The 24,159-nt window shown below is 39.0% G+C and carries 20 protein-coding genes; 13 read left to right on the forward strand and 7 right to left on the reverse strand.

Annotation, left to right across the window (positions count from 1 at the left end; all coding sequences use genetic code 11):
- Window positions 1–50: 50 nt before the first annotated feature.
- The 3 genes from Q8S11_RS13040 (at window position 51) to uvrC (ending at window position 6,794) form a co-directional block, all read left to right on the forward strand.
- Window positions 51–2,672, forward strand: coding sequence for a tetratricopeptide repeat protein (locus Q8S11_RS13040; protein ID WP_305662550.1), 2,622 nt, complete (start codon window positions 51–53; stop codon window positions 2,670–2,672).
- A gap of 11 nt (window positions 2,673–2,683) precedes the next feature.
- Complete coding sequence (locus tag Q8S11_RS13045; protein WP_305662551.1) at window positions 2,684–4,921, forward strand: penicillin-binding protein 1A; 2,238 nt, start codon at window positions 2,684–2,686, stop codon at window positions 4,919–4,921.
- A gap of 70 nt (window positions 4,922–4,991) precedes the next feature.
- Entirely contained in the window at window positions 4,992–6,794 is a 1,803-nt protein-coding gene (uvrC, locus tag Q8S11_RS13050; RefSeq protein WP_305662552.1) for an excinuclease ABC subunit UvrC, read from the forward strand.
- Here the strand turns inward: uvrC and gldN are convergent.
- From gldN to Q8S11_RS13080, 6 genes are all read right to left on the reverse strand, one after another.
- Window positions 6,791–7,657 carry a gliding motility protein GldN gene (gldN, locus tag Q8S11_RS13055; RefSeq protein WP_305662553.1) on the reverse strand — a complete coding sequence of 289 codons (867 nt, stop codon included), beginning with the start codon at window positions 7,655–7,657 and terminating at the stop codon, window positions 6,791–6,793. The genes uvrC and gldN overlap by 4 nt on opposite strands.
- Before the next feature lie 5 nt (window positions 7,658–7,662).
- Window positions 7,663–9,201, reverse strand: a complete 1,539-nt coding sequence (gene gldM / locus Q8S11_RS13060; RefSeq protein WP_305662554.1) for a gliding motility protein GldM — start codon at window positions 9,199–9,201, stop codon at window positions 7,663–7,665.
- Window positions 9,202–9,245: 44 nt separating this feature from the next.
- Window positions 9,246–10,040: a gliding motility protein GldL gene (gldL, locus tag Q8S11_RS13065; RefSeq protein ID WP_305662555.1), complete on the reverse strand. Its 795-nt coding sequence runs from the start codon at window positions 10,038–10,040 to the stop codon at window positions 9,246–9,248.
- A gap of 43 nt (window positions 10,041–10,083) precedes the next feature.
- On the reverse strand, window positions 10,084–11,403 hold the full coding sequence (locus Q8S11_RS13070) for an SUMF1/EgtB/PvdO family nonheme iron enzyme (RefSeq protein ID WP_305662556.1): 1,320 nt from the start codon (window positions 11,401–11,403) through the stop codon (window positions 10,084–10,086).
- 253 nt (window positions 11,404–11,656) lie between these two features.
- Window positions 11,657–12,427, reverse strand: a complete 771-nt coding sequence (locus tag Q8S11_RS13075) for a uroporphyrinogen-III synthase (protein WP_305662557.1) — start codon at window positions 12,425–12,427, stop codon at window positions 11,657–11,659.
- 14 nt (window positions 12,428–12,441) lie between these two features.
- Window positions 12,442–13,416 carry a DUF4271 domain-containing protein gene (locus Q8S11_RS13080; RefSeq protein ID WP_305662558.1) on the reverse strand — a complete coding sequence of 325 codons (975 nt, stop codon included), beginning with the start codon at window positions 13,414–13,416 and terminating at the stop codon, window positions 12,442–12,444.
- A gap of 237 nt (window positions 13,417–13,653) precedes the next feature.
- Here Q8S11_RS13080 and Q8S11_RS13085 point away from each other — a divergent pair, with 237 nt between their 5' ends.
- From Q8S11_RS13085 to Q8S11_RS13105, 5 genes are all read left to right on the forward strand, one after another.
- On the forward strand, window positions 13,654–14,139 hold the full coding sequence (locus Q8S11_RS13085; RefSeq protein WP_305662559.1) for an Lrp/AsnC family transcriptional regulator: 486 nt from the start codon (window positions 13,654–13,656) through the stop codon (window positions 14,137–14,139).
- A complete protein-coding gene (locus Q8S11_RS13090) occupies window positions 14,132–15,097 on the forward strand; it encodes an EamA family transporter (RefSeq protein ID WP_305662560.1) in 966 nt (321 codons plus the stop codon). Before Q8S11_RS13085 ends, Q8S11_RS13090 begins: the two co-directional genes overlap by 8 nt.
- Before the next feature lie 61 nt (window positions 15,098–15,158).
- Window positions 15,159–16,292: a radical SAM family heme chaperone HemW gene (hemW, locus tag Q8S11_RS13095; RefSeq protein WP_305662561.1), complete on the forward strand. Its 1,134-nt coding sequence runs from the start codon at window positions 15,159–15,161 to the stop codon at window positions 16,290–16,292.
- Window positions 16,293–16,303: 11 nt separating this feature from the next.
- The gene (locus Q8S11_RS13100; protein ID WP_305662562.1) at window positions 16,304–17,095 is read left to right on the forward strand and encodes an SDR family oxidoreductase; all 792 of its coding nucleotides are present in this window, start codon (window positions 16,304–16,306) and stop codon (window positions 17,093–17,095) included.
- Window positions 17,096–17,242: 147 nt separating this feature from the next.
- The gene (locus tag Q8S11_RS13105; RefSeq protein WP_305662563.1) at window positions 17,243–18,124 is read left to right on the forward strand and encodes a cupin-like domain-containing protein; all 882 of its coding nucleotides are present in this window, start codon (window positions 17,243–17,245) and stop codon (window positions 18,122–18,124) included.
- 31 nt (window positions 18,125–18,155) lie between these two features.
- Here Q8S11_RS13105 and Q8S11_RS13110 read toward each other — a convergent pair whose 3' ends face one another.
- Entirely contained in the window at window positions 18,156–18,581 is a 426-nt protein-coding gene (locus tag Q8S11_RS13110; RefSeq protein WP_305662564.1) for a DUF4440 domain-containing protein, read from the reverse strand.
- A gap of 116 nt (window positions 18,582–18,697) precedes the next feature.
- Between Q8S11_RS13110 and Q8S11_RS13115 the strand changes: the two genes are divergently transcribed.
- The 5 genes from Q8S11_RS13115 to Q8S11_RS13135 are packed head-to-tail and all read left to right on the forward strand — an operon-like array spanning window position 18,698 to window position 24,149.
- Window positions 18,698–19,798 (forward strand): VWA domain-containing protein, encoded by a 1,101-nt coding sequence (locus Q8S11_RS13115; RefSeq protein ID WP_305662565.1) that lies wholly within the window; start codon window positions 18,698–18,700, stop codon window positions 19,796–19,798.
- Between the two features lie 15 nt (window positions 19,799–19,813).
- Window positions 19,814–21,313 carry a sigma 54-interacting transcriptional regulator gene (locus tag Q8S11_RS13120; protein ID WP_305662566.1) on the forward strand — a complete coding sequence of 500 codons (1,500 nt, stop codon included), beginning with the start codon at window positions 19,814–19,816 and terminating at the stop codon, window positions 21,311–21,313.
- Between the two features lie 28 nt (window positions 21,314–21,341).
- On the forward strand, window positions 21,342–22,595 hold the full coding sequence (locus tag Q8S11_RS13125) for a metallophosphoesterase (RefSeq protein WP_305662567.1): 1,254 nt from the start codon (window positions 21,342–21,344) through the stop codon (window positions 22,593–22,595).
- A gap of 19 nt (window positions 22,596–22,614) precedes the next feature.
- Complete coding sequence (locus tag Q8S11_RS13130; protein ID WP_305662568.1) at window positions 22,615–23,493, forward strand: hypothetical protein; 879 nt, start codon at window positions 22,615–22,617, stop codon at window positions 23,491–23,493.
- Window positions 23,490–24,149 (forward strand): MOSC domain-containing protein, encoded by a 660-nt coding sequence (locus tag Q8S11_RS13135; RefSeq protein ID WP_305662569.1) that lies wholly within the window; start codon window positions 23,490–23,492, stop codon window positions 24,147–24,149. The genes Q8S11_RS13130 and Q8S11_RS13135 overlap by 4 nt, the downstream gene beginning before the upstream one ends.
- Window positions 24,150–24,159 lie beyond the last annotated feature (10 nt).

Consider the following 24,159-nt stretch of genomic DNA (forward strand, 5'->3'; position numbering starts at 1 on the left):
GCTGCTTTTTTTGCTTTTGTCTTCTTTCATGCAGCTCACAGAAAGAAACTGTGGCTAGCAGAGGTATGCAGAACTTAACGGCTCATTATAATATACTCTACAATGCTAAAGAACTTGTTAATATAAGTGAAAAAAACATCCAGTTATCTTACGCTGATAATTACGATCGGCTGATTACTGTTTATAAAGAGCCAAATGAAAGTCTATCCCAATCAGAGTTAAAAAATCTGGATGATGCAATCTTAAAGGCAAATACAATTGCCAATGAAAAATCATTAAGTAAATATGTAGATGATGCCTATTTTCTTATCGGTAAAGCAAACCATTTGAAGTCAAATTTTTTCAATGCTGTTGAATTTTTCAACTACGTTTATATCAACTATCCTAAAGAGAAAGAAATCAGGCAGGCGGCCCTTGCCTGGAAGGCAAGATCCTTGATTGCTTCCGACCGTATGGAAGAGGCTGAAAGTACACTGGACACAGCTCTCAGCAATATTGATTCAGAAAAAAAATCTGTTGCCGATATTTATGCAAGCCGTGCACAACTTTACATCTATGCAAAGGACGATGCACAAGCCATAAACTTGCTGGAAAAGGCGATAAAAACAGTCAAAAATAAGCAGAAGAAGATCCGCTGGACCTATCTAGCTGCTCAGCTATATGAAATTACTGATAATCCTCAGAATGCCTTAGCGAATTATACGAAGGTGATAAAAAGCAATGCCCCATTCGATATGGCATTTAACGCAAACCTTAGTCGGATTAATCTTAAAACCGAACTTAGCGGCGATACTTCAGGAAGAACCAGAGAAATTATGGCCCTGCTAAAGGATGACAAGAACAGGGAACTGCTTGATCAGGTCTATTTTCAGATAGCTAATAGCTATGCGCAGGCAGATAATCTTGAAAAAGCAATCGAAAATTACAATCTGGCTATTTCAAAAAGCACAAAAAATACAAACCTGAAAGGGCTGGCCTATCTTGAGCTTGCCGAGATTCACTTCAATCAGTCAGATTTCTTAATGGCTAAGGCATATTATGACAGTACACTAACCAGTCTGACCAATAATTATCCTGATTACCTGCAAATAAAAAGGAAGGCGGATAATTTGGAATTGCTGGCAAAGGGTTTAAATACCATTGCCAGAGAGGACACGCTGCAAATGCTGGCCACATTACCTGATCCTGAGCGCAGAGAAAGAATCAGTAACCTAGTCCTCGCACAAGCTGCAAAAGAACAGATCAGATCAAATTCAGCCGATGCAGGAAATCCATTTATGGCTGTTGGCCAAATACCTGCAGGTTCGCGTGATACAAGATTCTATTTTAATAATTCAGTGGCATTAAGCCAGGGTCTCGCCGAATTCAAAAACCGTTGGGGTACCAGAAAACTGGAAGATAACTGGAGGCGAAGCCAGAGAACAGCTTCTGAAATGCCTGCTTCGATTCTCCCTGACCCTGGCATTGTTTCAGGGAACTTTCTTCCGATACCGGAAATAAAAACTGAGGTCGATACGGAAGCACAGATAAAGGAATTTCTCATGTCGGTTCCAATAAGTCCTGAGCAAATGCTTGAATCAAACCAGAAAATAGCATCAGCACTATACGATATCGCCAATTATTATCGTGACATCTCAGCTGATACTGCTGAAGCGGTAAAAATCTATGAGCAATTATTAAATAGATTTCCTGAAAATCATAACAATCTGGCAGTTTATTATAATTTGTACAGACTATACAGTACTGCCGATAAGAAACGTTCTGACGAGTATAAAAACATTCTTCTGAGCAAATTCCCTGATTCCCCATTTGCAAAAATAATTTTAGACCCCGAATTCAATAATAAACTGGATGAGCAGGAGGCCGCCTTCAATCGCCTATACAATGACATTTACGACCTTTATGTTAACAAGAATTATACAGAAATACTTAATTCAATTGAAAAGTACAGACTAGTTTCCGGCATTCAAAAAGTGCCTGCACAATTGGCTTATTTAAATTCACTGGCCATTGGACATACGCAAAAACTTCCCGGACTGGAAAATGCTTTCAAAGAGATAGTTAGTAATTTTCCCGAAGAAAAACTCATTGTTCCTCTCATCAAGCAACATCTTGCATTCATCGATACGAACAGAGCTGCAATGGCAGATCGCAGTGTTGCCTTAAGCAACCTGGATTTCAATAACAGATTTTTTCAGGAACCAGAGCCTCTTATATTGGTCCAGCAACCTGAAATAAAAAGTAATCTTAGTGAAGATCATAAGGATAAACCTAATGCCCTTAAATCAGACATTGGGACAGAAACCGGTCCTTTCAGGAAGGAAGACTCAGCTGAGCATTATTTTGTTGTGAATATTTCTGACCCTTCAGTTAATTTGAATTCCTCCAGATTTGGGATCGGACAATTTAACAGAGCCAATTTACCAGGATCAGCAATAAAACATCAATTAAAATCAGTTGCTAACCAAAATCAATTGATATTTGTAGGTCCGTTTGCAGATAAGGAGGCGGCTACAACTTATTTTACTAATATCAGCCCACTGATGAGGACAATTATGAAGATACCTGTAGACAGATACAATAGTTTCATAATTAATTCCCAGAATCTTGAAAAAATAATTGATAAAGAAACACTCGACCTTTATGTCGAGTATTTTAAAAAGAACTATTAATATATCCCGATATGAATAACAAGCTGACTCAGCATGACTTAAATCGCTATACTATCCTCTTTTGGAAATGGATCCTGGGGTTAATTGCATTTGGAGCTTTACTGATCTTCAGCATCGGCCTTGGATTGTTTGGACAACTCCCTGACCTTCGCACGCTCGAAAACCCTAAGAGTTATCAGGCATCAGAGGTTATTTCGAGTGATGACATTGTTTTAGGCACCTATTATGTTCAAAACCGCTCCAATGTTCGTTACGATGAAATTTCTCCTAATGTGATTAATGCCCTGATTGCAACTGAAGATATCCGATTTTACAGTCACTCCGGAATTGATTTCAAACGTACCTTTACCGTTATCTTCTATAATCTGATAGGAAAGCGACAGGGAGCAAGTACAATTACCCAACAATTAGCTTTAAACCTATTCTCAAAGGAAGGAAGGTCCAGAAACTTTAGCAAGCGACTGATACAGAAATCACAAGAGCTCATTGTTGCCGTAAAACTGGAACGACAGTACACCAAAGAGGAAATTCTAACGATGTACCTCAATACTGTAGATTTCGGTTCATACAATACCTTCGGAATTAAATCAGCAGCCAGAACTTACTTCAGTACAACACCTGATAAACTAAAACCAGAAGAGGCAGCAATCCTTATCGGGATGCTTAAGGGCCCTTCGCTTTATAACCCTCACCGTAATCCTGAAAGAGCTTTAAGACGCAGAAATACGGTCCTGGAAAACATGCATGGTGCAAATTATATCAGTGATGCTGAGGTAGAACTGCTGAAGAATAGCCCGATAAAACTGGCATTCAACCCTTCTGATCATAATGAGGGATCGGCACCCTATTTCAGGGCAGTACTCAAAAAAGATATTCAACAAACACTCGAAGAAAACTCGATTTATAAAGCTGATGGAACCCCTTATGATTTGGATAGGGATGGCCTCAAGATCTATACAACAATCAATTCGCGGATGCAAAAATATGCGGAAGATGCGCAACAGGAATATTTGAAAACCCTGCAGGTCAGTTTTAACAATTCCTGGGAAGGTCGAAACCCTTTCGATTTTAAAGAGGCCAAGGGCCTAATCGATCAAGGCATGCGCCGTTCAGACCGCTATCAGCAACTAAAATCTGAAGGAAAGACAGAAGAAGAAATCATTCAAAACTTTAGGACACCTGCTCAGATGACCATTTTTAGCTGGAAAGGAGAAATCGATACACTGATGCGGCCTATTGATTCTATCAAATATTATAAATTACTCCTGCGTAACGCAGTTATGTCAATGGAACCCCAAACCGGATATGTACGCGCCTGGGTGGGAGGTATAAATTTTAGCCATTTCAAATATGATCAGGTGAAAATCGGGACAAGGCAAGTCGGATCTACTTCTAAGCCATTTACATATGCCGTTGCAATTGGGAATGGCGGTTATTCTCCATGCTTTATGGTTGACAATTTACCGGTAAGTATTGATGCAGGCGATGGTACAAGCTATAATCCAAGAGCCTATAAACCAATACCTGGCCCTATCACTCTGAAAACAGCTTTAGCCCGTTCCCAAAACAATGCAACCATGTACTTGATGAAACAGGTGGGGGCCACTGCTGTATCGACACTGGCTAAAAACATGGGTATCACTAGCCCTGTACCAGCCTTCCCATCCATTGCTTTAGGATCTTTTGAAGCTTCGGTATATGACATGGTTGGTGCCTACTCTGTTTTCGTAAATCATGGAATCTGGACTGAACCTATATACCTCTTGAGAATTGCAGACAAGAATGGCAATGTCATTTATGAACGGAAGCCCCGTATCAAAGTAGTTCTGGATGAACAGACGGCTTATGTGATGACTGACATGTTAAAAGGCGTTGTCAAGGAGGGTACCGGTGTAAGATTAGGATGGAAATACAAACTCACCAATCCAATAGGGGGTAAAACCGGTACAACCAATAATAACTCTGATGGTTGGTTTATTGGTATTACTCCGGAACTAGTTACTGGTGTGTGGACCGGCGCAGAAGACAGAGCGATCCATTTTACTTCTACCAATTTCGGGGAAGGAGCTAATACTGCCCTACCTATTTTTGGACTATATATGCAAAAGGTATACGCAGATCCCGCATTGAAATATAGCAAAGGTGATTTCCCTCCTCCAAAAGGTGGGATTACAACAGTTATTGATTGTGCTGAATATACAAAACATCAGTCCGGAGTTAGCGAACTTGATAAAAAGCTGGGATTCTGATAAAATATGTATTCCTGCCCTTTCGATTTGAATAGATATAAACCCGGGCTAGCGCCGCTTTTATTCTGATATGAAAGAATTTGATCCCCGACCCGAATTAAAGAATATACCGCCTAAACCCGGCATCTACCAATTTTGGTCAGATACGGATGAGCTGATCTATATCGGTAAAGCCAAAAATCTGAAAAGCAGGGTTTCATCCTATTTCAATAAAGATAATTTTCGGGTAAATGCTAAAACCCGAATTCTGGTCAGCAAGATCAGGAAAATTACCTTCACCATTGTTGATACCGAAATTGATGCCTGGTTACTTGAAAATAGCCTGATCAAGAAACATCAGCCAAGGTATAATGTAATGCTGAAAGATGATAAGACCTATCCCTGGATCATAATCAAAAACGAAAAATTTCCACGCATTTTCTGGACAAGAAGGATTATCAGGGATGGTTCAACTTATTTTGGTCCTTATGCATCTGTAGGGATGATGCATACAATTTTAGGGATGATCAAAGAAATCTATCCTTTAAGAACCTGTACTTTGCCCCTGACCCCTGAGAATATTCATTCAGGAAAGTTCAGGGTTTGTCTTGAATATCAGATCGGCAATTGCAAAGGACCTTGCCAGGCCTACCAATCAGAAGATGATTACGATCAGAGCATTTCGGAGATAAAAGAAATATTGAACGGGAAAACAGGTTCAGTGATCAGACGTCTTAAAAGTCAACTAGAAGAATCAGTAAACGGACTCAACTTCGAGCTTGCACACCACCTGAAGCAAAAGCTTGAGCTGCTGGATAATTATCAAAGTAAATCAACCATTGTGAATTCATCTATAACAGATGTGGATGTTTTCAGCATCGCGACAGATGAGAAACATGCTTTTGTGAATTTCCTGAAAGTAATGAACGGTACGGTTATTCAAACCCAGACCCTGGAAATCAAAAAGCGACTTGATGAATCTGATGAAGAGTTGTTAAGTATAGCAATTACCGAATTCAGATCAAGGTTTGACAGCAATTCTAAAGAGATTATTATACCCTTTGAACTTGAAATTCCAGACTCGGGGATAAAATTCACTGTCCCAAAGCTGGGAGAGAAAAAGAAGTTGCTGGAACTTTCACAAAAGAATGTAGCTTATTTTAAGAGAGAAAAATTAGATCAATACGAAAAACTTAATCCGGAATTAAGAACAGACAGGCTTTTGGCTCAAATGATGAAGGATCTGCGTTTAAATCAATTGCCAATACATATTGAATGTTTCGACAACTCGAATTTTCAGGGAAAATTTCCGGTATCGGCAGTTGTAGTTTTTAAGAACGCAAAGCCGTCAAAAAAGGATTACAGGCATTTTAATGTCAAAACAGTTGAAGGTCCTGATGATTTTGCTACTATGGAGGAAGCCGTTTTCAGAAGGTACAGAAGGTTGCTTGATGAAGATCAAAGTCTGCCACAACTCATCGTGATTGATGGGGGCAAAGGCCAGCTGTCATCGGCAATAAAAAGCTTAAAATTATTAGGCATTGATAAACAGGTCACTATTATAGGCATCGCCAAACGACTTGAAGAAATCTATTATCCTGGTGATCAGTACCCATTATACCTTGATAAAAAGTCTGAAACATTAAAAATTATACAGCAGTTAAGGGATGAAGCGCACCGTTTCGGAATTACTTTTCATAGAAAAAAACGAAATAATGCAACCCTTGCAAGTGAACTTGAAAGTATTCCAGGAGTTGGTAAAGCCTCTGCTGAAAAATTACTGAGACATTTCAGATCAGTAAAAAAGATTAAAGAAGCTTCAAAAGTTGAACTCCTTGAGGTATTAAATAAAAGCCAGACCGATGCTGTACTAGAATTTTTTAAATCTGATTAATATGACCAAAGATCATGTTCAAAATCCATCAGGGCTTTCTTCACCCGCTCAGATTCATAAAGCTTATCGATTCCAATTGCATAATCCTTAATACGAAGATCTTCGGGATTAGATTCCTTTACAATATAACTCGCAAATATCCTCTTCATAAATAAATCATCAAAGCTCAGCCCGGTGGCATCATTATTCCGGTTAACTGCGGGCTTGGTAACCAGCAAATGACGAACTTCAGGAAAGTAGATCCAAAATGCAGGTTGCTCATCAAAAGACTGACCCGCTGCTGAAATACGGATCATTGGTGCAATTCCGATGATACGCGGTTCAAAAACTGAGCGTTGCTTATCGAATATCCAATCTTCCTTGATACGGAATTTTAAAATACTATCAGGATTAAATTCTCCAGCCTTAACTACCGTCCCGGTTTGGTTACCGTCTGTATCAAAAATCGGAACTAAAACACTGTCAGCAAACTTAGCCATTGCCTGTTCAGGCTTCAGAATCACGTTAAACTCATCTCCATTAACATCATCTTTAGTGCTGCTTGCATCGTATGCAGTGAGCTCACCAGCCATAATTGCATCGGTTAAAATAGTGATAAGACGAGCCTTAGGTGATGCAAAAATCATATTCACCTTGTCGCGGACATCAATTTCCCTCCATACACGCTTGCTGAACATCACATCCGATTCTCTCAGATTAGCATATGGAGCAACCGTTGCACTAATAATATTGGTCTTTTTATAATATCCATCCAGAGGCTTTTCTGCCGGTTTAGGTTTGGTATCATTCGTTAAATTAGGTGCCTGAGCACTCAATTGAAGAGCACCAGCAACCAAAATGAGGACAAAAAATATCTTTTTCATAGCACTTAATTTGCTCTAAAAGCCATTGGATCAAGTTGCCTTTGGGTTCCATCAGGACCAACCGCAACAATATCGTCAAATATAACTCTTGTACCTGGCGTTATTGCGGCCACAGCTGCGCTCATTTGAGCACTGAATGAATTTCCATTGGCTTGTAATACAACAACATCTGCACGAGGTCTGGCAATCACCAGACTAAATCTCGTAACATTAAATTTAGCATCAAAATCAAAACCTTCAAGTATGGCAAAAATTGAATTTTGCGACTTTATAACTACTGAACTTAAAGCCCCTCCGGTTTTACCTGCAAATTTTGCTTTAGGATCCGGAATCCGCTTTACTCTGAAATCACTTGAACCAATATTCTGAACCTTACCGCTGACATTAGCAGCAACATTGACTTTAGCAGTCGTTCCGGGTGAACTTACAGTCACTGTATATTTGCCATTGGAACCTGTGATTGTACCTCCGCTGATAGTAACTACCAAACTCTCTTTGGGAATACCGGGAGCGGATACCGAAACCGGATTGGGAACACCCACATAAAATACATTCATTTTATCAGGAGAAACAACTGCCGAAGGGCGGGATACCTGATATTTTTGTTCCGAAGTAGTATATGTTTTTATCGTTCCATCAGTTTGCTTAACACGAACAGTACCGGTCCAGCTGAATATTCCTTCCCTGGAAGTATTGACTGTATACATTCCTTTACCATCCTTAACCTGCAGTCGTGAACCACTAACAGATATTTCGGGGCTAGATTTAGAATCTGACGCGGTTAAAAACACTTCTGCTGTATAAGGCTGACCTGCAATAAGATAAGAAGTTGGAGCAACAGCTACTGCAGAAAACTGATCCAGATTCACTACTGCCTGATCCATTTTGCCAAGAATTCTTTTCACAACTTCAGACTCAGCATTCTTTGTATCGGCCTGGATTTTAGCCAAAGCTGTTAGGGCTGCAGTCAGAGGAATACCATCCCCAAAATTAGATTGCTCCCAGCTTCTACTCACCCCGCCGCGATTTGGCGGATCCAGGGCTTCAAGAGAAAAATTGATCCCGGAACGTTCTTTTTCATCGAGCAAGGCAAGTAACTTGGTCCGCGTATCGTTAATCTTATTCTTTAGTGCAGTTGCACGGGGATCTTTCCCATTAATCATTAAGCGTGGAGATATATCGAGGTTATCTCTTTTACTAATATCCCCTGTCGATTCATTATATCCTCCGCCTTCAGTTTCTAATAATTTTTTTATATCAGCCACATATGCCTCAAGCTCTGCAGTATAAGAACTTGCCTTTTTAGCTTTGTCGTAGATCGGGCGAGCTCTGACAGGCTCATCCTTCAACTTTGTTGCTTCAAAAGAAGTATAAGTTGCATCTACCCCACTTTGAACATTTGCTGTTGAAGCATTTAAACTATCCGTTAAATTTTTGAAGGCTTCTAAAATTGAATCACTGACATTCAGTGCTACTAAACCTAATAAAACCAGGTAAAGTATTCCAATCATTTTCTGCCTTGGGGTTTCTTTACCTCCAGCCATGCAATTTTATTTAAAAAATTAATAATCTATAATTCGTGTACCAATTATCCCCGATTAGGTTGATTCATAGCAGAAAGCATATTCCCATAAATAGAATTTAGGGATGATAAGTTCTTTGCCAGTTTGCCAACTTCCTCTTTGAATTGTTTGGAATCTTCCATTGACTCATTAAAATTTTGCATGGTCAGAGAAAGATTCTGGTAGAATTTATTCATTGATTTTAAATGTGCACTTGAATCCTGTAATTCCAGTTCATAAACTGCATTTAGTGCTGAAATATTTTTTGCAAGGTTATTTACCTGCTCATGGTATGATTTGGAGTCAATATTTGTATCAGCCATCTCCCTAAGGCTGACCGTTGCCTTTTCGAAGGCATTATTAAGATTATCAAAACTACCTGAAGCAGTTCTGACTTTGGAAGTCAGTTCAGTAGTTGCGCTTGCAGTATCAGCCATGCCGGAAATTGCAGAAACCTTATCTCCAAATGTTCTTAAACCGGTGCCCAGACTTTCAATCAGTTCAGGCCCGATCTTAGCATCAGACATCATTTTATCCAATGCGGCAGTTGAAGACCCTGTTCCTGATAATGCCGGCCGGGATAACTCACCCTTAAATTCTTCATCAAGTTCCGGATATACCCTGGTCCAGTCGGGCTCAGAAGATTCAGCTTTAAAGCCCAATGCAAAAAACAATATGGCTTCAGTGATTAGTCCAACAGCTATCATGATCTCGCCACCCTTCCAGTGAAGGATTTTAAACATCAGACCAACAATAACTACGGAGGCACCCCATGAAATTAAGGTATTAATACCCAGTTTAAACTTTTTCTTTTGAGCCATAATATGTACGCTTTTTAATATTAGAGAGGATTGTAATTTAAATTTAGAGCCTGTCTTTAATATCCCGACCCTGATACTTGGTTATGCAACGAAAACCAATGTATGATTTTGCAGTATCCTGATATTCAAATGTGCTAGCTGAATTTTGAAGGAAATAACCTATATCTTTCCAGGATCCCCCACGAACAACCTTCCGCTTCATAACTTCTGGATCCTCCGGGCGGGCCTCATAACTGAAGGTAGGGTTCATATCATGGGTGAAGGTAGATGAGGATTCATCAAATGCCGAAGAAGTCCATTCAGAAACGTTCCCTGCCATATTATACAATCCATAATCATTTGGATAATAAGCCTTTACATTTACTGTAAATGGCCCACCATCATCAATGTAATTACCTCTTCCTGGTTTGAAATTGGCCATCAGACAGCCTTTTGCATTCCTGATATATGGGCCTCCCCAAGGATAACTGGTCCCAACCCGACCACCACGTGCAGCATACTCAAACTCTGCTTCGGTTGGAAGATCATAATCTGCACGCTTAGGAAGGCGGCGACTATCTTTATAGGCTTCGTTGAAACGGGTTCTCCAAACTGTAAAGGCACGAGCCTGACGCCAGTTTACACCAACTACAGGATAATTTGAGAAAGCCGGATGTGAGAAATATCCCTTAACCATAGGCTCATTCTGAGCGTAGGCAAAGTCAGATAGCCATACCAGAGTATCAGGGTATACACCAACTGTATCCCTAAGTATAAAATCAGAACGTTTTGCTTCTTTATTATTACGATTATTTGCTGCTTCCCTTAACTTCATTACCGCGAAATTATATTTCAGCAACCTAACATCAATTTCATTACGGTCGAATACCCTATCTTCACCCTGATAATACATGGCTTGCAATTTAGGGCGATTTGCAGCTGATCCTTTTTTCCCTCCCCATATGGCACTGCCATTTCCTACCTTTTTCCAGTTGATGTATTTTTTACCGGCATCATTAGGATCTACCTGTCCTTTAGGCTTGATATAATACTGCTCATCCTGCAAATAATCAGATATTGCGATAGAATCGCGCACCCAATTCACAAACTGACGGTATTCACTATTGGTAATCTCTGTTTCATCCATGTAAAATGCCTGAACAGTTACCTGTTTATTCTGAGATATCTGAGCAAAAGTAATATCCTGGTCGGTTTGACCCATAATAAAAGTTCCGGCGGGGATGTAAACCATACCGTAGGGCACCTGATTGTTTTTAAACTTTTTAGTTGCAACTCCAATCAACTCACCATTTGTACCACCTTTACCACAGCTAACGCTTAAAACACTAATAGCTGCAAGAACGATAAAGTATATTTTTCTCATTTTATATGATTCCAGTTTACATTGCTCAACAAAATAATTTCGAATATAATAAAAAAGGATATAATATATACGACAAAACTAATCTATCTGCGTTGAAATTCAACATTTCATATTTAAATTATAAAAAAATCAGGACTAATTAACATGCAAAAATATCGCCAGATATTTATATATCTAAGATATTTTACTAATACGTGTAAATTAAGGTCAAGGTTTAACTATTTAAAAAAAAATATTTCCTATTTGTCAAAGTTTACTTATTGACTTGCTTAATGTACTGCTCCAATGCCATTGTCATACTGGGAGCTTCCGGAGTAGGTGCGGGGATATTAAGAACCAGTTCATGCTCAAGAACGGCCTTATGAGTACTAACCCCAAAGGCAGCAATACGGGTATAATTCTGTTTAAAATCAGGGAAGTTAATGAAAAGGGAATGAATGCTGCTCGGACTAAAAAATGCAATAACATCATAAAAAACCTCTGCAAGGTCAGAAAGGTCACTGCATACTGTATGAAATAAAACTGCAGGCTTAAAATCATAGCCATTTGCGGAAAGGAATTTCTGAGTTTCTTCGGCTGCCACATCAGAACAGGGATATAAAAACTTCTCGGATATATGCTTTTTCAAAAGTTCTGCAAGATCGGCCGCAGTCTGCTTTCCAAAGAATATTTTTCGCTTTCTGTATTGTATATATTTCTGGAGATAGAGGGCAATTGTTTCCGATATACAAAAGTACTTCATATCTGAAGGAACATCATATCGCATTTCTTCACATATCCTATAAAAATGGTCGACTGCATTCCTACTGGTGAATATTACTGCGGTAAAATCAGCTAAATTTATTTTCTCCTTGCGAAATTCTTTTGCAGGAACACCCTCTACATGGATAAAAGATCTGAAATCGATTTTCAGATTATATTTTTTTGCTAAATCAAAATAAGGCGACTTATCCGTATCTGGTTTTGGCAAAGTAACGAGGATACTCTTCACTTTCCTTGGTTTTTCAATTGGACTTACTTGCATATATCTTAAAAAGGCTAATACCCGAGTGCTTTAAAAAGGATAATTAAAGGACAAAATTCGAGGGCACAAAGGTAAATAATTAAATAAACTTTTGGAAACTTGTAATTTGATAAAATATTTGACCCTGCTCTGAGAAATTGAACAACGAAAATTCCGAAAAGCATTACAATCCCAATATAACTGAAAATTCCTGCATAACGACTGGAAGTGAGACTAAAGGCAATAACTATAGGCAGAAATAAAATTGCGGCATTGAAATAGCTAAGGTATAATACTGATACATACTCTCTTACAAGTCTCTTGGCATCAAATAAAAATCCCACTATCCGAAGTATTATTATTTTAAAAGTGAACAGTCCAATGACAAGGACACTAAGAAGCAGGAAAAGTTCAAAGCCATCAAATGGATAACTTAATTGCATATACTTTCCTGACAAATACAAATAAAGGCCAATAATAAGTCCAAATAGCAAATAGAAAAAAACGAATGGCCAGGAATTAAACAGACTATCTTCTTTGTTGATTCTGGTTAGAATCTGATTACTGTAAAAGGCCATAATTATACTGTTCAACTCTGCGGGAAAGAAAAACCTGATGAACGAAAAAAATATTACCAGAAAAAAAATAACAATTATAATCCATGTTTCCCCTCGTGGTTTAAGTATTCCTTCATTATCGTGATTATTCTTCTTCGGAAATTTTGCTGCCCATGAAGAAAAATCCAAATTCTCTACCTTATACAGATTGATGAGACTGTCCAGAAATGGATTGGTGCGACCTGGATCAGGTGCTTTAATCCAGACAAGCGACAATGAATCCCTTATAGCCTTTATAGAATCTCTATAGGCAACCCTTGCTGCCCGGCCAGCCGAATCATACTTCTGATAAACTGGGGTAATGGAATTTAGTCTGAGACTGTCCGTTTGAGCGAAAGCAAATGAGTTAATCAAAAATAATATAAAAAGAATACTGTATAAATGTTTAATCATCCCCATTAATTACACCATCAAATATTTTCCAGTATCTCAAATTTCCACTTTTTTATGTTCGTTTCCTAAATATCTTTCAGATTAAGGTTAAAGAACCTGTTTCTCTGAACAGTAACCCGTCAGAATCTAATTCTGAAAATTTCATAGCAATGAGTTTTTTAACAAAAAACAGAATTTTATTCATTTAAGTGTTAAATATTTTGAATTTTATTCCGAATAAAATAATTTTGCCGAATAATGCAACAAAAAGCACATCAATTGGATCAGATAGACCAGGAAATCCTTGTCATGTTACAGGAAAATGCCCGGATCTCAAATGCTGATATCGCAAGGGAATTGAACATGGCTCCATCTGCTGTGCTGGAAAGAGTGAAAAAACTGGAGCAAAAAAAAACAATTCTTCAATATACCACCCGTTTAAATCCTTCGGCTTTACATCAAAACTTACTTGCCTACGTTTTTATCAAAGCCTCTGATGGGATTGCATGTAATGACACGGCCTCTGCACTTGCCGCAATACCTGAAGTACAAGAAGTTCATCATGTTGCGGGCGATGATTGTTATCTGGTGAAAGTTCGCACTATTGATTCAGCCACCCTTATGGAGATAATGAGAAACTCAATCGGCAAAATCCCTAATATTCTATCTACCCGAACAACTATTGTTCTTGAAACGGTCAAAGAACAGCAGCACTTGGTTATCCCTGTAAATAAACATGCCTAGTTCTACTAATAAACCCGCATCTCTATTAATGATTGTCCTTGCATTTGCAATAGTTTATATTGTTTGGGGTTCAACTTACTTTTTTATTCAGATTGCTGTTAAGGATTTCCCCCCCTTTATTTTAGGAGCCTTGCGATTTATCATTGCCGGAGTGCTGATGGCGGCCTGGTGCTTCTATAAGGGTGAGAATATCTTTGCAGCAAAAGGAATAAAACATGCTGCTATCAGTGGAATATTATTGCTTTTTTGCGGAAACGGAATAATCATTTGGGTTGAAAGAAGTATGCCAAGTGGAATGGTCGCTATCATGGTGTCATCAGCTCCATTATGGTTTGTATTACTCGACAAACCAAAATGGTCTGAAAACTTAAGAAGCAAATCAATCATTGCAGGCCTTCTGATCGGGCTTGCCGGCGTGATCTTACTTTTTAGCGAACAGGTTTCTGAGGTTCTGTCCCTTCAGGGGAACGAATCTGTAAAACTGAGCAGTATGGTTCTGCTGGTTCTGGCAGCAATAACCTGGGCAGGGGGATCACTCTACTCTAAATACAAATCTTCAGAAGACCCAATCATCGTAACAAGCACCTGGCAGATGATAGCTGCAGGAATAGCTTTCCTCCCTGGGATTTTAATTCGTGATGAATTTCATGGCTTTCAATGGAAGGCAGTATCGGGGGATGCCTGGCTGTCTGTGTTATACCTTGTTGTGATGGGTTCCATTGTGGGTTTCAGTGCTTATGTATGGTTATTAAAGGAAAGACCTGCAATGCAGGTCAGTACATATGCCTATGTTAACCCCGTTGTGGCGGTTCTTTTGGGAGTATTTTTTGCCAATGAGAATATCTCCTCTATACAAATAATCGGACTGATTATTATCCTGGGCAGTGTTTTCATGATCAATATGGCCAAATACAGAAGGGAAAAACTGGCAGAAAGAAACATTGTAGGGGCAGATTAAGTATTTTTTAAATAGGGATTCATAAAAACAAAGGATTACACTATTGTTGTAGATTTGTACAATGGCCGGAATCTATATTCATATCCCCTTCTGCAAAAAAGCCTGTCACTATTGCGATTTTCATTTCAGTACTTCTCCTCAGTACAAGGATCAGATGCTCAATGCATTGAGATCTGAAATCATCCTTCGAAAGAACTACCTGGGTAAAGAAAAAATTGAAACAATCTATTTTGGTGGAGGTACTCCTTCGCTACTAAGTGCCGATGAATTGCAAACCCTGCTTGGTCAGATCACCGATCAGTTCGAAGTCTCATCAAATGCAGAAATAACTCTCGAAGCTAATCCCGACGATCTGAATCCACAGTTTGTCAGGGAAATAAAATATACCCTTATCAATCGCTTCAGCGTTGGGGTGCAATCATTTTATGAGGAAGATTTGAGATGGATGAACCGTGCACATACGGCAAGTGAAGCTCTAAGTGCAATAAAAAGAGTTCAGGATGCAGGTTTTGAAAATATTACTGCTGACCTTATTTACGGATTCCCGCTTCTGAGTAATGAAAAATGGGAATTCAATATTCAACAGCTGGTAGAAAATCATGTTCCTCATGTATCTTCTTATTCCATCACAGTAGAACCCAAAACCGCATTGGCAGCATTCATCAAAAAAGGCAAACAATCCATTATGGATGAAGGCCAGGGTGCATCACAGTTCCTGATGCTTATTGACTATTTGTCAGAAGCTGGTTTTGAGCATTATGAGATCTCAAACTTTGCCAAACCGGGCATGCATTCCCGGCATAATTCAAATTACTGGGATGGTGTGAATTATCTTGGTATCGGGCCTTCTGCTCATTCTTTTAATGGCGAAAGCAGACAATGGAATATTTCGAATAATTCAAAATACATCAATGAGATTCAATTAAAAAATATTCCTGCAGAGACTGAACTATTGAGTACCGAAAATAAGATCAATGAATATATAATGACCTCCATGCGTACAAGCAAAGGCATGAACCTGCAATCTATTTCTGAGAAATTCGGATCCGACTATTCCAATGAAATTTACAATGGCCTGGAACCTTTTATCGGGAAAGAATGGATCAAACTTAATGAACAATTGGTTACCTTAACAAGGGAAGGGAAACTTTTCGCAGACCATATTGCCTCAGAATTATTCCTTAGCACACATTAGGTTTAAATTTTATGGAAGTAAAGAATAAAATAGTCTGGATTACCGGCGCATCAAGTGGAATTGGTGAAGCTCTTTGCTATAAACTGAATCAAGCCGGGGCCAAACTGATCATTTCATCAAGAAGTACAGAAGGCCTTTACCTTGTAAAGACCAAATGCACGAAGAATCAACTGGACGTACACGTGCTTCCTCTAGATCTTGAAAATACCCCTGAGTTGGAAGATAAAGCAAAGGCAGCACTTAATATTTTTGGAAGGGTTGATATCATTATTCATTCTGGAGGTGTGAGTCAGCGTTCTCTTGCAATGGATACGGGCATTGATGTGGCTCAAAAAATCATGAATATCAATTTCTGGGGTGCGGTTGCCCTGACTAAGGCGCTTATCCCATCGATGATATCTCATCAATCGGGGCATATTGTAATTATCAGTAGTCTGGTTGGAAAGTTCGGCACCAAATTCCGCTCGGCATATTCGGCTTCCAAGCATGCATTGCATGGTTATTTCGACTCCTTGCGTTCAGAAATTGATCCAAAAATCAAAATCAGCATCATTTGCCCCGGATTTATTAAAACCAATGTTACGATTAATGCATTAACTGCAGACGGAACCAGGCAAAACACAATGGATGATGCCCAGGCAAATGGAATGTCGGCTGATGAATGTGCAGTAGAGATCATAAAAGCGATAAAATCCGGAAAAGAAGAGGTTTATATCGGCGGAAAAGAGAAATATGCCGTTCTGTTAAAAAGATTACTACCCGGACTATTTTCAAAGATTGTAAGAAAAGCCAAAGTTACTTGAGTTATAAGTATTTGAAGACAAAGGCTATTGTGTGAATACAGCAGTCTTTACTCAATTCTTTTTTTTCAAAATCAAGAAATATTTATTTTTGCAGAAGTATTTATTAAAGACAGCGATATTCTGTTTTAGAAAATATCTATTCCTGATATGGGTTTTATATTAAGACCGGTTGATACTGTCGAAACCATCACACCGGAAGATTTCAGATCTGATTATTTGATTCCGCGTAAACCACTCGTTATTAAAGGTCTTACAAAAACTTGGCCTGCAAGGGAAAAATGGACAATTGATTATTTTAAGGAGGTAGCCGGAGAACTAAATGTCCCGCTTTACGATAACTCTAAGGCAGATCCTTCAAAACCAATAAACTCAGCTGCAGCCAAAATGAAAATGGCTGATTATCTGGACCTGATACGTTCTGAACCTACTGAACTCCGTATATTTCTATTCAATATTTTTAAGCATGTTCCCGAACTTTTGAACGATATAAAATTACCAAGGGAATTAATGGGAGGTTTTATTGAGAGCATGCCGGCAATGTTTTTTGGAGGAAGTAATTCTGTCACATTTCTGCATTATGACATAGACAAACCCCATTTATTCCACACTCATTTCGGAGGACGGAAACAGATCATTCTCTTCGATTATAAATGGAAACGTCGTTTATATTGCATCCCGAACGCAACCTATGCTCTTGAAGATTATGATGTGCTTAACCCGGATTTTGAAAAATTTCCGGCCCTTAAAGGTGTTGAAGGATATGAACTTTTTCTGGAGCATGGAGATACATTGTTCATGCCCGGGTCAATGTGGCATTGGATGAAATATCTGGAAGGTTCGTTTTCATTAAGTCTGAGAGCCTGGGATGAATCTTTTCTTCAAAAAGCAGAGAGCCTGTACAGTGTTGTGACCAGAGGAGGAATCGACAGCATTTTAAAAATGATATTGAAATCAACTTATGCACAATTCAGAGAAAAATTAGCTATTAAGCGGGCTGAAAGGGCATTGGCAAAAGGGGAACCAAAGTAAGCTAAGGTCCTTGAATGGCACAGAATCTACCCTAGCTCGAATGATCGGCAATTACCTTCCATTCACCATTAATTTTCTTTAAAATAAGAGTAAAAAAACCCTTTAGTTCGTCCTTTTCACGCTTTAAATGCCAGGCACCTGATACAAATGCATGATCAGCAGAAATCAATCTAACTTCTTTAATGTCAAAACTTAAAAAGCCCATTGCCTTCTGATCAGGATAACTTTTTTTGTAATTCGTGAGTGTAGTATCCCAGCCATATTTCGGTCCGTTTTTACCAACAAAGAGCAATGAATCAGATTTCAAATACCCCTGCATAAATTCCATTATATTTCCCTTGTTCCATGCCTGCCGCTGATCCTCAAGCAGATTAAGGATTAAAATCTTATCATCATTCTGAGCTGACGCCCGCATAGCCCCTATAAAAAGCAGGAACATGATCATAATTTTCTTCATAACTAAAAGTAAGAATATTAAATAATCAGGCCTTCCCTTTATTTGACATGTCGATAACATATTTAGATTCATAAACCTTTAACTTCGTTTTTTCGTAAATCATTTAAAATCAAATCATGCGGGGACATGCATTCTCGAAATTTATTCCAAATGAACTTCCCAAAGGAGGTTTCGAAGAGCTTTTGAAGTTATTTCTTGAGCTGCTGAATTATACCTCCGGGGATGCGAATGAGGCTTTAGACTGGATGAATGAGTTGGATAAGCAATATAAACTTACCAGCGATGATTATGGCATGGGTGATTTCATTGAAGATCTGAAAAAGAAAGGGTATCTGGGAGATGATGATCAAAATCCCAAAGGTTTTAAAATCACTTCAAAAACCGAACAAAGTATCAGGCAATCGGCACTGGAAGAGATCTTTGGGAAGCTTAAAAAATCCGGGAGAGGCGGTCATAATACCAATATTTCAGGTCTCGGAGAAGAGAAAAACGCAGATCGTAGAGAATATCAGTTTGGCGACAGTCTGGATCAGATCGACATGACTGCATCTATCCACAATGCTCAGGTTAGTCATGGCATTGGCGATTTCTCAATGACCGAAAGAGATCTGGAAGTTGAAGAAAAGGACTACAAAACCATTACTTCGACAGTGCTCATGATCGATATTTCTCATTCCATGATACTCTATGGGGAAGATCGCATCACACCTGCAAAAAAAGTAGCAATGGCTCTCGCCGAGTTAATTAGAACTAAATATCCGAAAGATACCCTTGATATCGTTGTATTTGGAAATGATGCCTGGCCCATTACCTTAAAAGAACTTCCCTATCTTCAGGTAGGACCATACCATACCAATACTTATGCCGGTTTGGAACTTGCGGTAGACATGCTCAGAAGGCGAAAAACCCATAACAAACAGATCTTTATGATCACTGACGGGAAGCCTACCTGTTTAAAGGAGGGTACCAAGTACTACAAAAACAGTATCGGCCTGGATAGAAAGGTAGTTAATAAAACCCTCGGAATGGCCGCACAGTGTAAACGGCTTGGAATACCGATAACCACATTTATGATTGCCAGAGATCCATACCTTCAACAATTTGTCAGGCAATTTACCGAGATAAACGGAGGCAAAGCATTTTACAGTTCACTAAAAGGACTTGGGGAATACATTTTTGAGGATTATATAAAGAACAGAAGAAGAACGATTAGATAGAAATTAGACAGATATATGCTGCATATTAAAACACTGAAAGCACTAAAAGATTCGGGTTATGTTTCCCGCTCAGTAAAGGAAGAACTTCGTGAAAATCTCATCCGCGAACTAAAGAACAAAAACACAGTTTTAGAAGGGATTATTGGATATGAAGATACCGTTATTCCAGACCTGCAGACTGCCATTTTATCTCAGCATAACATTCTGCTCTTAGGCTTGCGAGGGCAGGCAAAAACGCGAATTGCCCGTTTGATGATTAACCTTCTCGATGAATATGTTCCCTACATTGAAGGTTCTGAACTATTTGAAGACCCATTAAATCCAATTTCATGGTTTGGGCATCATACCCTTGAAATTAAAGGTGAAACTACACCGATCGCCTGGCTGCACCGTTCGGATCGATATACTGAGAAGCTGGCTACCCCGGATGTTACAGTTGCCGATCTTATCGGAGATGTAGATCCCATTAAAGCAGCGACATTAAAATTAACCTATTCAGATGAACGGGTAATCCATTTCGGATTAATCCCGCGTGCACACCGTGGTATTTTTGTAATCAATGAACTCCCCGATCTGCAGGCCCGGATTCAGGTTGCCCTATTCAATATTTTGCAGGAAAAAGATATACAGATTAGGGGGTTTAAACTACGTCTGCCATTGGATATTCAGTTTGTATTTACTGCTAATCCGGAAGACTATACCAATCGTGGGGCAATTGTAACCCCTCTAAAAGACAGGATTGAAAGTCAGATTTTAACACATTACCCAAAAAGCATTGAGATTTCCCGAAAGATTACACAGCAGGAAGCCCGGATATCCCCTTCTCAAAGAAACACTATCGAGGCTGACGGATTAGTAAAAGATCTTGTTGAGCAGATTGCTTTTGAAGCTCGTGAATCAGAATATATTGATAAAAAATCGGGAGTTTCAGCCCGTCTGACCATCTCAGCATACGAGAATCTGATCAGTAATGCTGAACGGAGAATGCTGATTAATGGTGAAAACAACACTTTTGTACGGATCTCTGATTTTCTCGGCGTAATTCCTGCAATCACAGGTAAGATCGAACTTGTTTATGAAGGTGAACTGGAAGGCCCGGGAAAAGTTGCAAACATACTCCTTGGAAAGGCTATTAAGACCCTGATGCTCAATTACTTTCCAGATCCAGAGAAACTAAAGAAAGCAAAAGCAACAAACCCATATGCAGATATTATTAACTGGTTTGCGACAGGTAATACGATTAGTCTGGTTGATGACCTGTCACTCGAAGAATATATTTCAGCTTTGGAATCAGTACCCGGACTCAAAACTGTAATAAAACAATTCCATAAGACTCTAAGTAAAAACCAGCAGATTCTTTTAATGGAGTTCTTATTGCATGGTCTGTCTGAATTTTCATTGATTAATAAATCCTTCCTGGATAAAGGTTTTGGCTTTAATGATATGTTTAACAGCCTTTTCAATACCGAGTTTGAGGATGATGATGAATATAACGAAGACCGGGATCAATTTTAAATCTTGTTCTGAAAGCTAAAAAGAAATAATGGCTAACCGCATTTTAGGATTAATAATCATTAGTATCCTGCTGATTCTTATTGATATTTATATCTACCGGGCAATCCGATCCGTCAGCTGGAAATGGAAAGGACAAAAGCATCTTTCATTCACCTATATCTGGTGGGGATATACTTTTCTGCTGATTACCGGAGTTTTTATAAGTATATTTTTCAATATTAAATTCCTGCTTCGTTCGGTCATTCTGGTTATTTTCTTTCTGACTTTTGTTTCCAAAATATTTATTCTGCCTTTTCTTGTCGCTGATGATTTGCGCAGGGCAATGATTTGGATTAGCAGGAAACTAAAAAGAAAAGAAAGCACGGAGCAAAATAAAACCGGAGTTATACCCCGTTCTGAATTCCTGATCAAAGCCGGAACTCTGGTTGCTGCAATTCCATTAGCATCCCTGACCTACGGTGTTGTTTCAAGTGCATATGATTATCGTGTAAAGCGCAAAACACTCTATCTGCAAAACCTGCCTAAAGCCTTTGATGGTATAAAACTCGGACAGCTTTCAGATATTCACTCCGGGAGCTTCTATGATCGCAAGGCAGTAATTGGTGGCGTTGATATGATCCTTAAAGAAAAGCCTGACTTGGTATTTTTTACCGGGGATCTGGTGAATAATATAGCCTCAGAAATGTATGAATACCAGGATATTTTCTCCAAAGTGAAGGCCCCACTGGGTGTTTTTTCTGTACTCGGAAATCATGATTACGGCGATTATCACTATGGTCAGGGAAGTTCAGCCGCAAAAGTTAAGAATTTGGCAGATATTAAGCAGACCCATAAGAATATGGGCTGGAACCTTCTTCTTAATGAAAATCGGAAATTGAAGATTGATGGCGATGAAATTGCCATCTTAGGTATAGAAAATTGGGGAGTTGGTCGTTTTGCAAAGTATGGTCGTCTGGATCTTGCGTTAAAAGATACAGATGATGCTCCGGTAAAGCTATTATTATCCCACGATCCCTCTCACTGGAGGGCGCAGGTTTTGCCGGAATATCCTCAGATTGATGCGATGTTCAGTGGCCATACACATGGTATGCAGTTTGGCCTTGTAACTGAAAAATTTCAGTGGAGCCCTTCACAATATGTTTATAAAGAGTGGGCAGGGCTCTATAAAGAAGGATTACAGCAACTTTATGTGAATGTGGGATATGGCTTTTTAGGTTATCCGGGGCGGGTTGGAATTCTACCTGAAATTACGATCTTTGAGTTACGCCGGGGCGATTCCTGAACAGATCCGGGTTCTATCTATGAACAAATACCTTAGGCAGATCATCGATTTTCTATTGTTCAGCAATATTTTTATTGCTCTTTGTGCGGTTGCACAGGGTTTGGTGACTTATCAACTTTTGAAAGTCAAAGCCGATATGTATGTTTTAGGACTTCTTTTCACTTCAACATTAGCCCTATATAATTTCAGCATCGTTCTATCCAAACCCAAAAAACCTGAAAATTCAACCTCAGCGAGAGTCCGATGGATATTTTCCCATTATCGGCTGATGATCACAATCAGCATTATTTCAGTCTTCTCAATAATCCCCCTGAGTTTGTTTCTGAGTACTTCGTCCAAAATTTTGCTGATTTCCCTTGCGCTGATATCTGTATTTTATAATCTTCCGGTATTTACCTTCCAGGATAAAAAATTCGGATTGAGAAATATACCAGGTATCAAATTATTCCTTATTGCATTGGTCTGGGCCTTGAGTTGTGTTTTACTGCCGATCCTTGAAATGGAAAATAACCGGACGATTACCGTCACACTGAATGATACCATGTTATTAATCGCTAAACGCTTCCTTTTTATTGCAGCGATAACGGTACCCTTCGACATTCGTGATCTTTATCAGGACAGGTTTTATGAATTGAAAACCATACCTGTACTATTTGGGGAAAGATGGGCATGGCTAATCTGCCAGGGATTGCTCGGAACCTATCTAATTTTACTGTTTCTTTTCACAGATCAATTCGACAGCCATTTTTTCGGATTAACACTAACAATTATCCTAACAGGTTGGTTAATTTTCAAGTCCAACTGGAAGAAAAATGAATATTATTACTTCCTGTATTTGGATGGAACTATGATCCTGCAATTTTTGATGCTACTTCTTTGTGGCTCAATTAGCTTATGAAAGATATCCATATTTTATCGATCAATGTCCTTGGCCATGCCGAATTATTAGTTTCGGACCATCAGAAAGCTCATTCGGCATACCGAAAGCAAGCCATTTCAGCTCATACTATAGAATTGGGTATGACTGGTTTTGCTGGTGATATCATCGTCGATACAAAACATCATGGTGGAAATGATAAAGCAGTATGCTGTTATAATTCAGATCATTTTAAAAAATGGAAGACAGAACTTGGTTTTAATCTAGAATCTGCCGCTTTTGGAGAAAACCTGACATTAACTGGGGCAAACGCAAATGAAGATCACATATTTATCGGTGACCGATATCAATTGGGTGATGCAATTGTGGAAGTTTCAGAACCCCGCGGCCCTTGTTATATGATCGGAATCAGGTATAATTACAAGCAGTTCCCGGTTCATTTACAGCAAAGCGGGCTTACAGGATACTACTTCAGGACAATTAAACCAGGGCTGGTAAAAAAGACAGACAAGCTGATCCATATTAGCTCACATCCCGAAAAAATCTCAGTAATGGATGTCAATTTTGTAAGATATCATGACCCTGAAAATAAAGAATGGCTTCAGCGGCTGGTTGATCTAAAAGAACTGACCTTAGAATGGAGAGAGCGGTTTGAAAAAATGCTGAAGAAATTATAATTTCTTCATG

Source organism: Daejeonella sp. (assembly GCF_030695525.1).
GTDB lineage: Bacteria > Bacteroidota > Bacteroidia > Sphingobacteriales > Sphingobacteriaceae > Daejeonella.

Coding starts and splice junctions, on each gene's coding strand:
- Q8S11_RS13045 (WP_305662551.1), top strand. CDS start 2,684: ATGAATAACAAGCTGACTCAGCATGACTTAAATCGCTATACTATCCTC.
- uvrC (WP_305662552.1), top strand. CDS start 4,992: ATGAAAGAATTTGATCCCCGACCCGAATTAAAGAATATACCGCCTAAA.
- gldN (WP_305662553.1), bottom strand. CDS start 7,657: ATGAAAAAGATATTTTTTGTCCTCATTTTGGTTGCTGGTGCTCTTCAA.
- gldM (WP_305662554.1), bottom strand. CDS start 9,201: ATGGCTGGAGGTAAAGAAACCCCAAGGCAGAAAATGATTGGAATACTT.
- gldL (WP_305662555.1), bottom strand. CDS start 10,040: ATGGCTCAAAAGAAAAAGTTTAAACTGGGTATTAATACCTTAATTTCA.
- Q8S11_RS13070 (WP_305662556.1), bottom strand. CDS start 11,403: ATGAGAAAAATATACTTTATCGTTCTTGCAGCTATTAGTGTTTTAAGC.
- Q8S11_RS13075 (WP_305662557.1), bottom strand. CDS start 12,427: ATGCAAGTAAGTCCAATTGAAAAACCAAGGAAAGTGAAGAGTATCCTC.
- Q8S11_RS13080 (WP_305662558.1), bottom strand. CDS start 13,416: ATGATTAAACATTTATACAGTATTCTTTTTATATTATTTTTGATTAAC.
- Q8S11_RS13085 (WP_305662559.1), top strand. CDS start 13,654: ATGCAACAAAAAGCACATCAATTGGATCAGATAGACCAGGAAATCCTT.
- Q8S11_RS13090 (WP_305662560.1), top strand. CDS start 14,132: ATGCCTAGTTCTACTAATAAACCCGCATCTCTATTAATGATTGTCCTT.
- hemW (WP_305662561.1), top strand. CDS start 15,159: ATGGCCGGAATCTATATTCATATCCCCTTCTGCAAAAAAGCCTGTCAC.
- Q8S11_RS13100 (WP_305662562.1), top strand. CDS start 16,304: ATGGAAGTAAAGAATAAAATAGTCTGGATTACCGGCGCATCAAGTGGA.
- Q8S11_RS13105 (WP_305662563.1), top strand. CDS start 17,243: ATGGGTTTTATATTAAGACCGGTTGATACTGTCGAAACCATCACACCG.
- Q8S11_RS13110 (WP_305662564.1), bottom strand. CDS start 18,581: ATGAAGAAAATTATGATCATGTTCCTGCTTTTTATAGGGGCTATGCGG.
- Q8S11_RS13115 (WP_305662565.1), top strand. CDS start 18,698: ATGCGGGGACATGCATTCTCGAAATTTATTCCAAATGAACTTCCCAAA.
- Q8S11_RS13120 (WP_305662566.1), top strand. CDS start 19,814: ATGCTGCATATTAAAACACTGAAAGCACTAAAAGATTCGGGTTATGTT.
- Q8S11_RS13125 (WP_305662567.1), top strand. CDS start 21,342: ATGGCTAACCGCATTTTAGGATTAATAATCATTAGTATCCTGCTGATT.
- Q8S11_RS13130 (WP_305662568.1), top strand. CDS start 22,615: ATGAACAAATACCTTAGGCAGATCATCGATTTTCTATTGTTCAGCAAT.
- Q8S11_RS13135 (WP_305662569.1), top strand. CDS start 23,490: ATGAAAGATATCCATATTTTATCGATCAATGTCCTTGGCCATGCCGAA.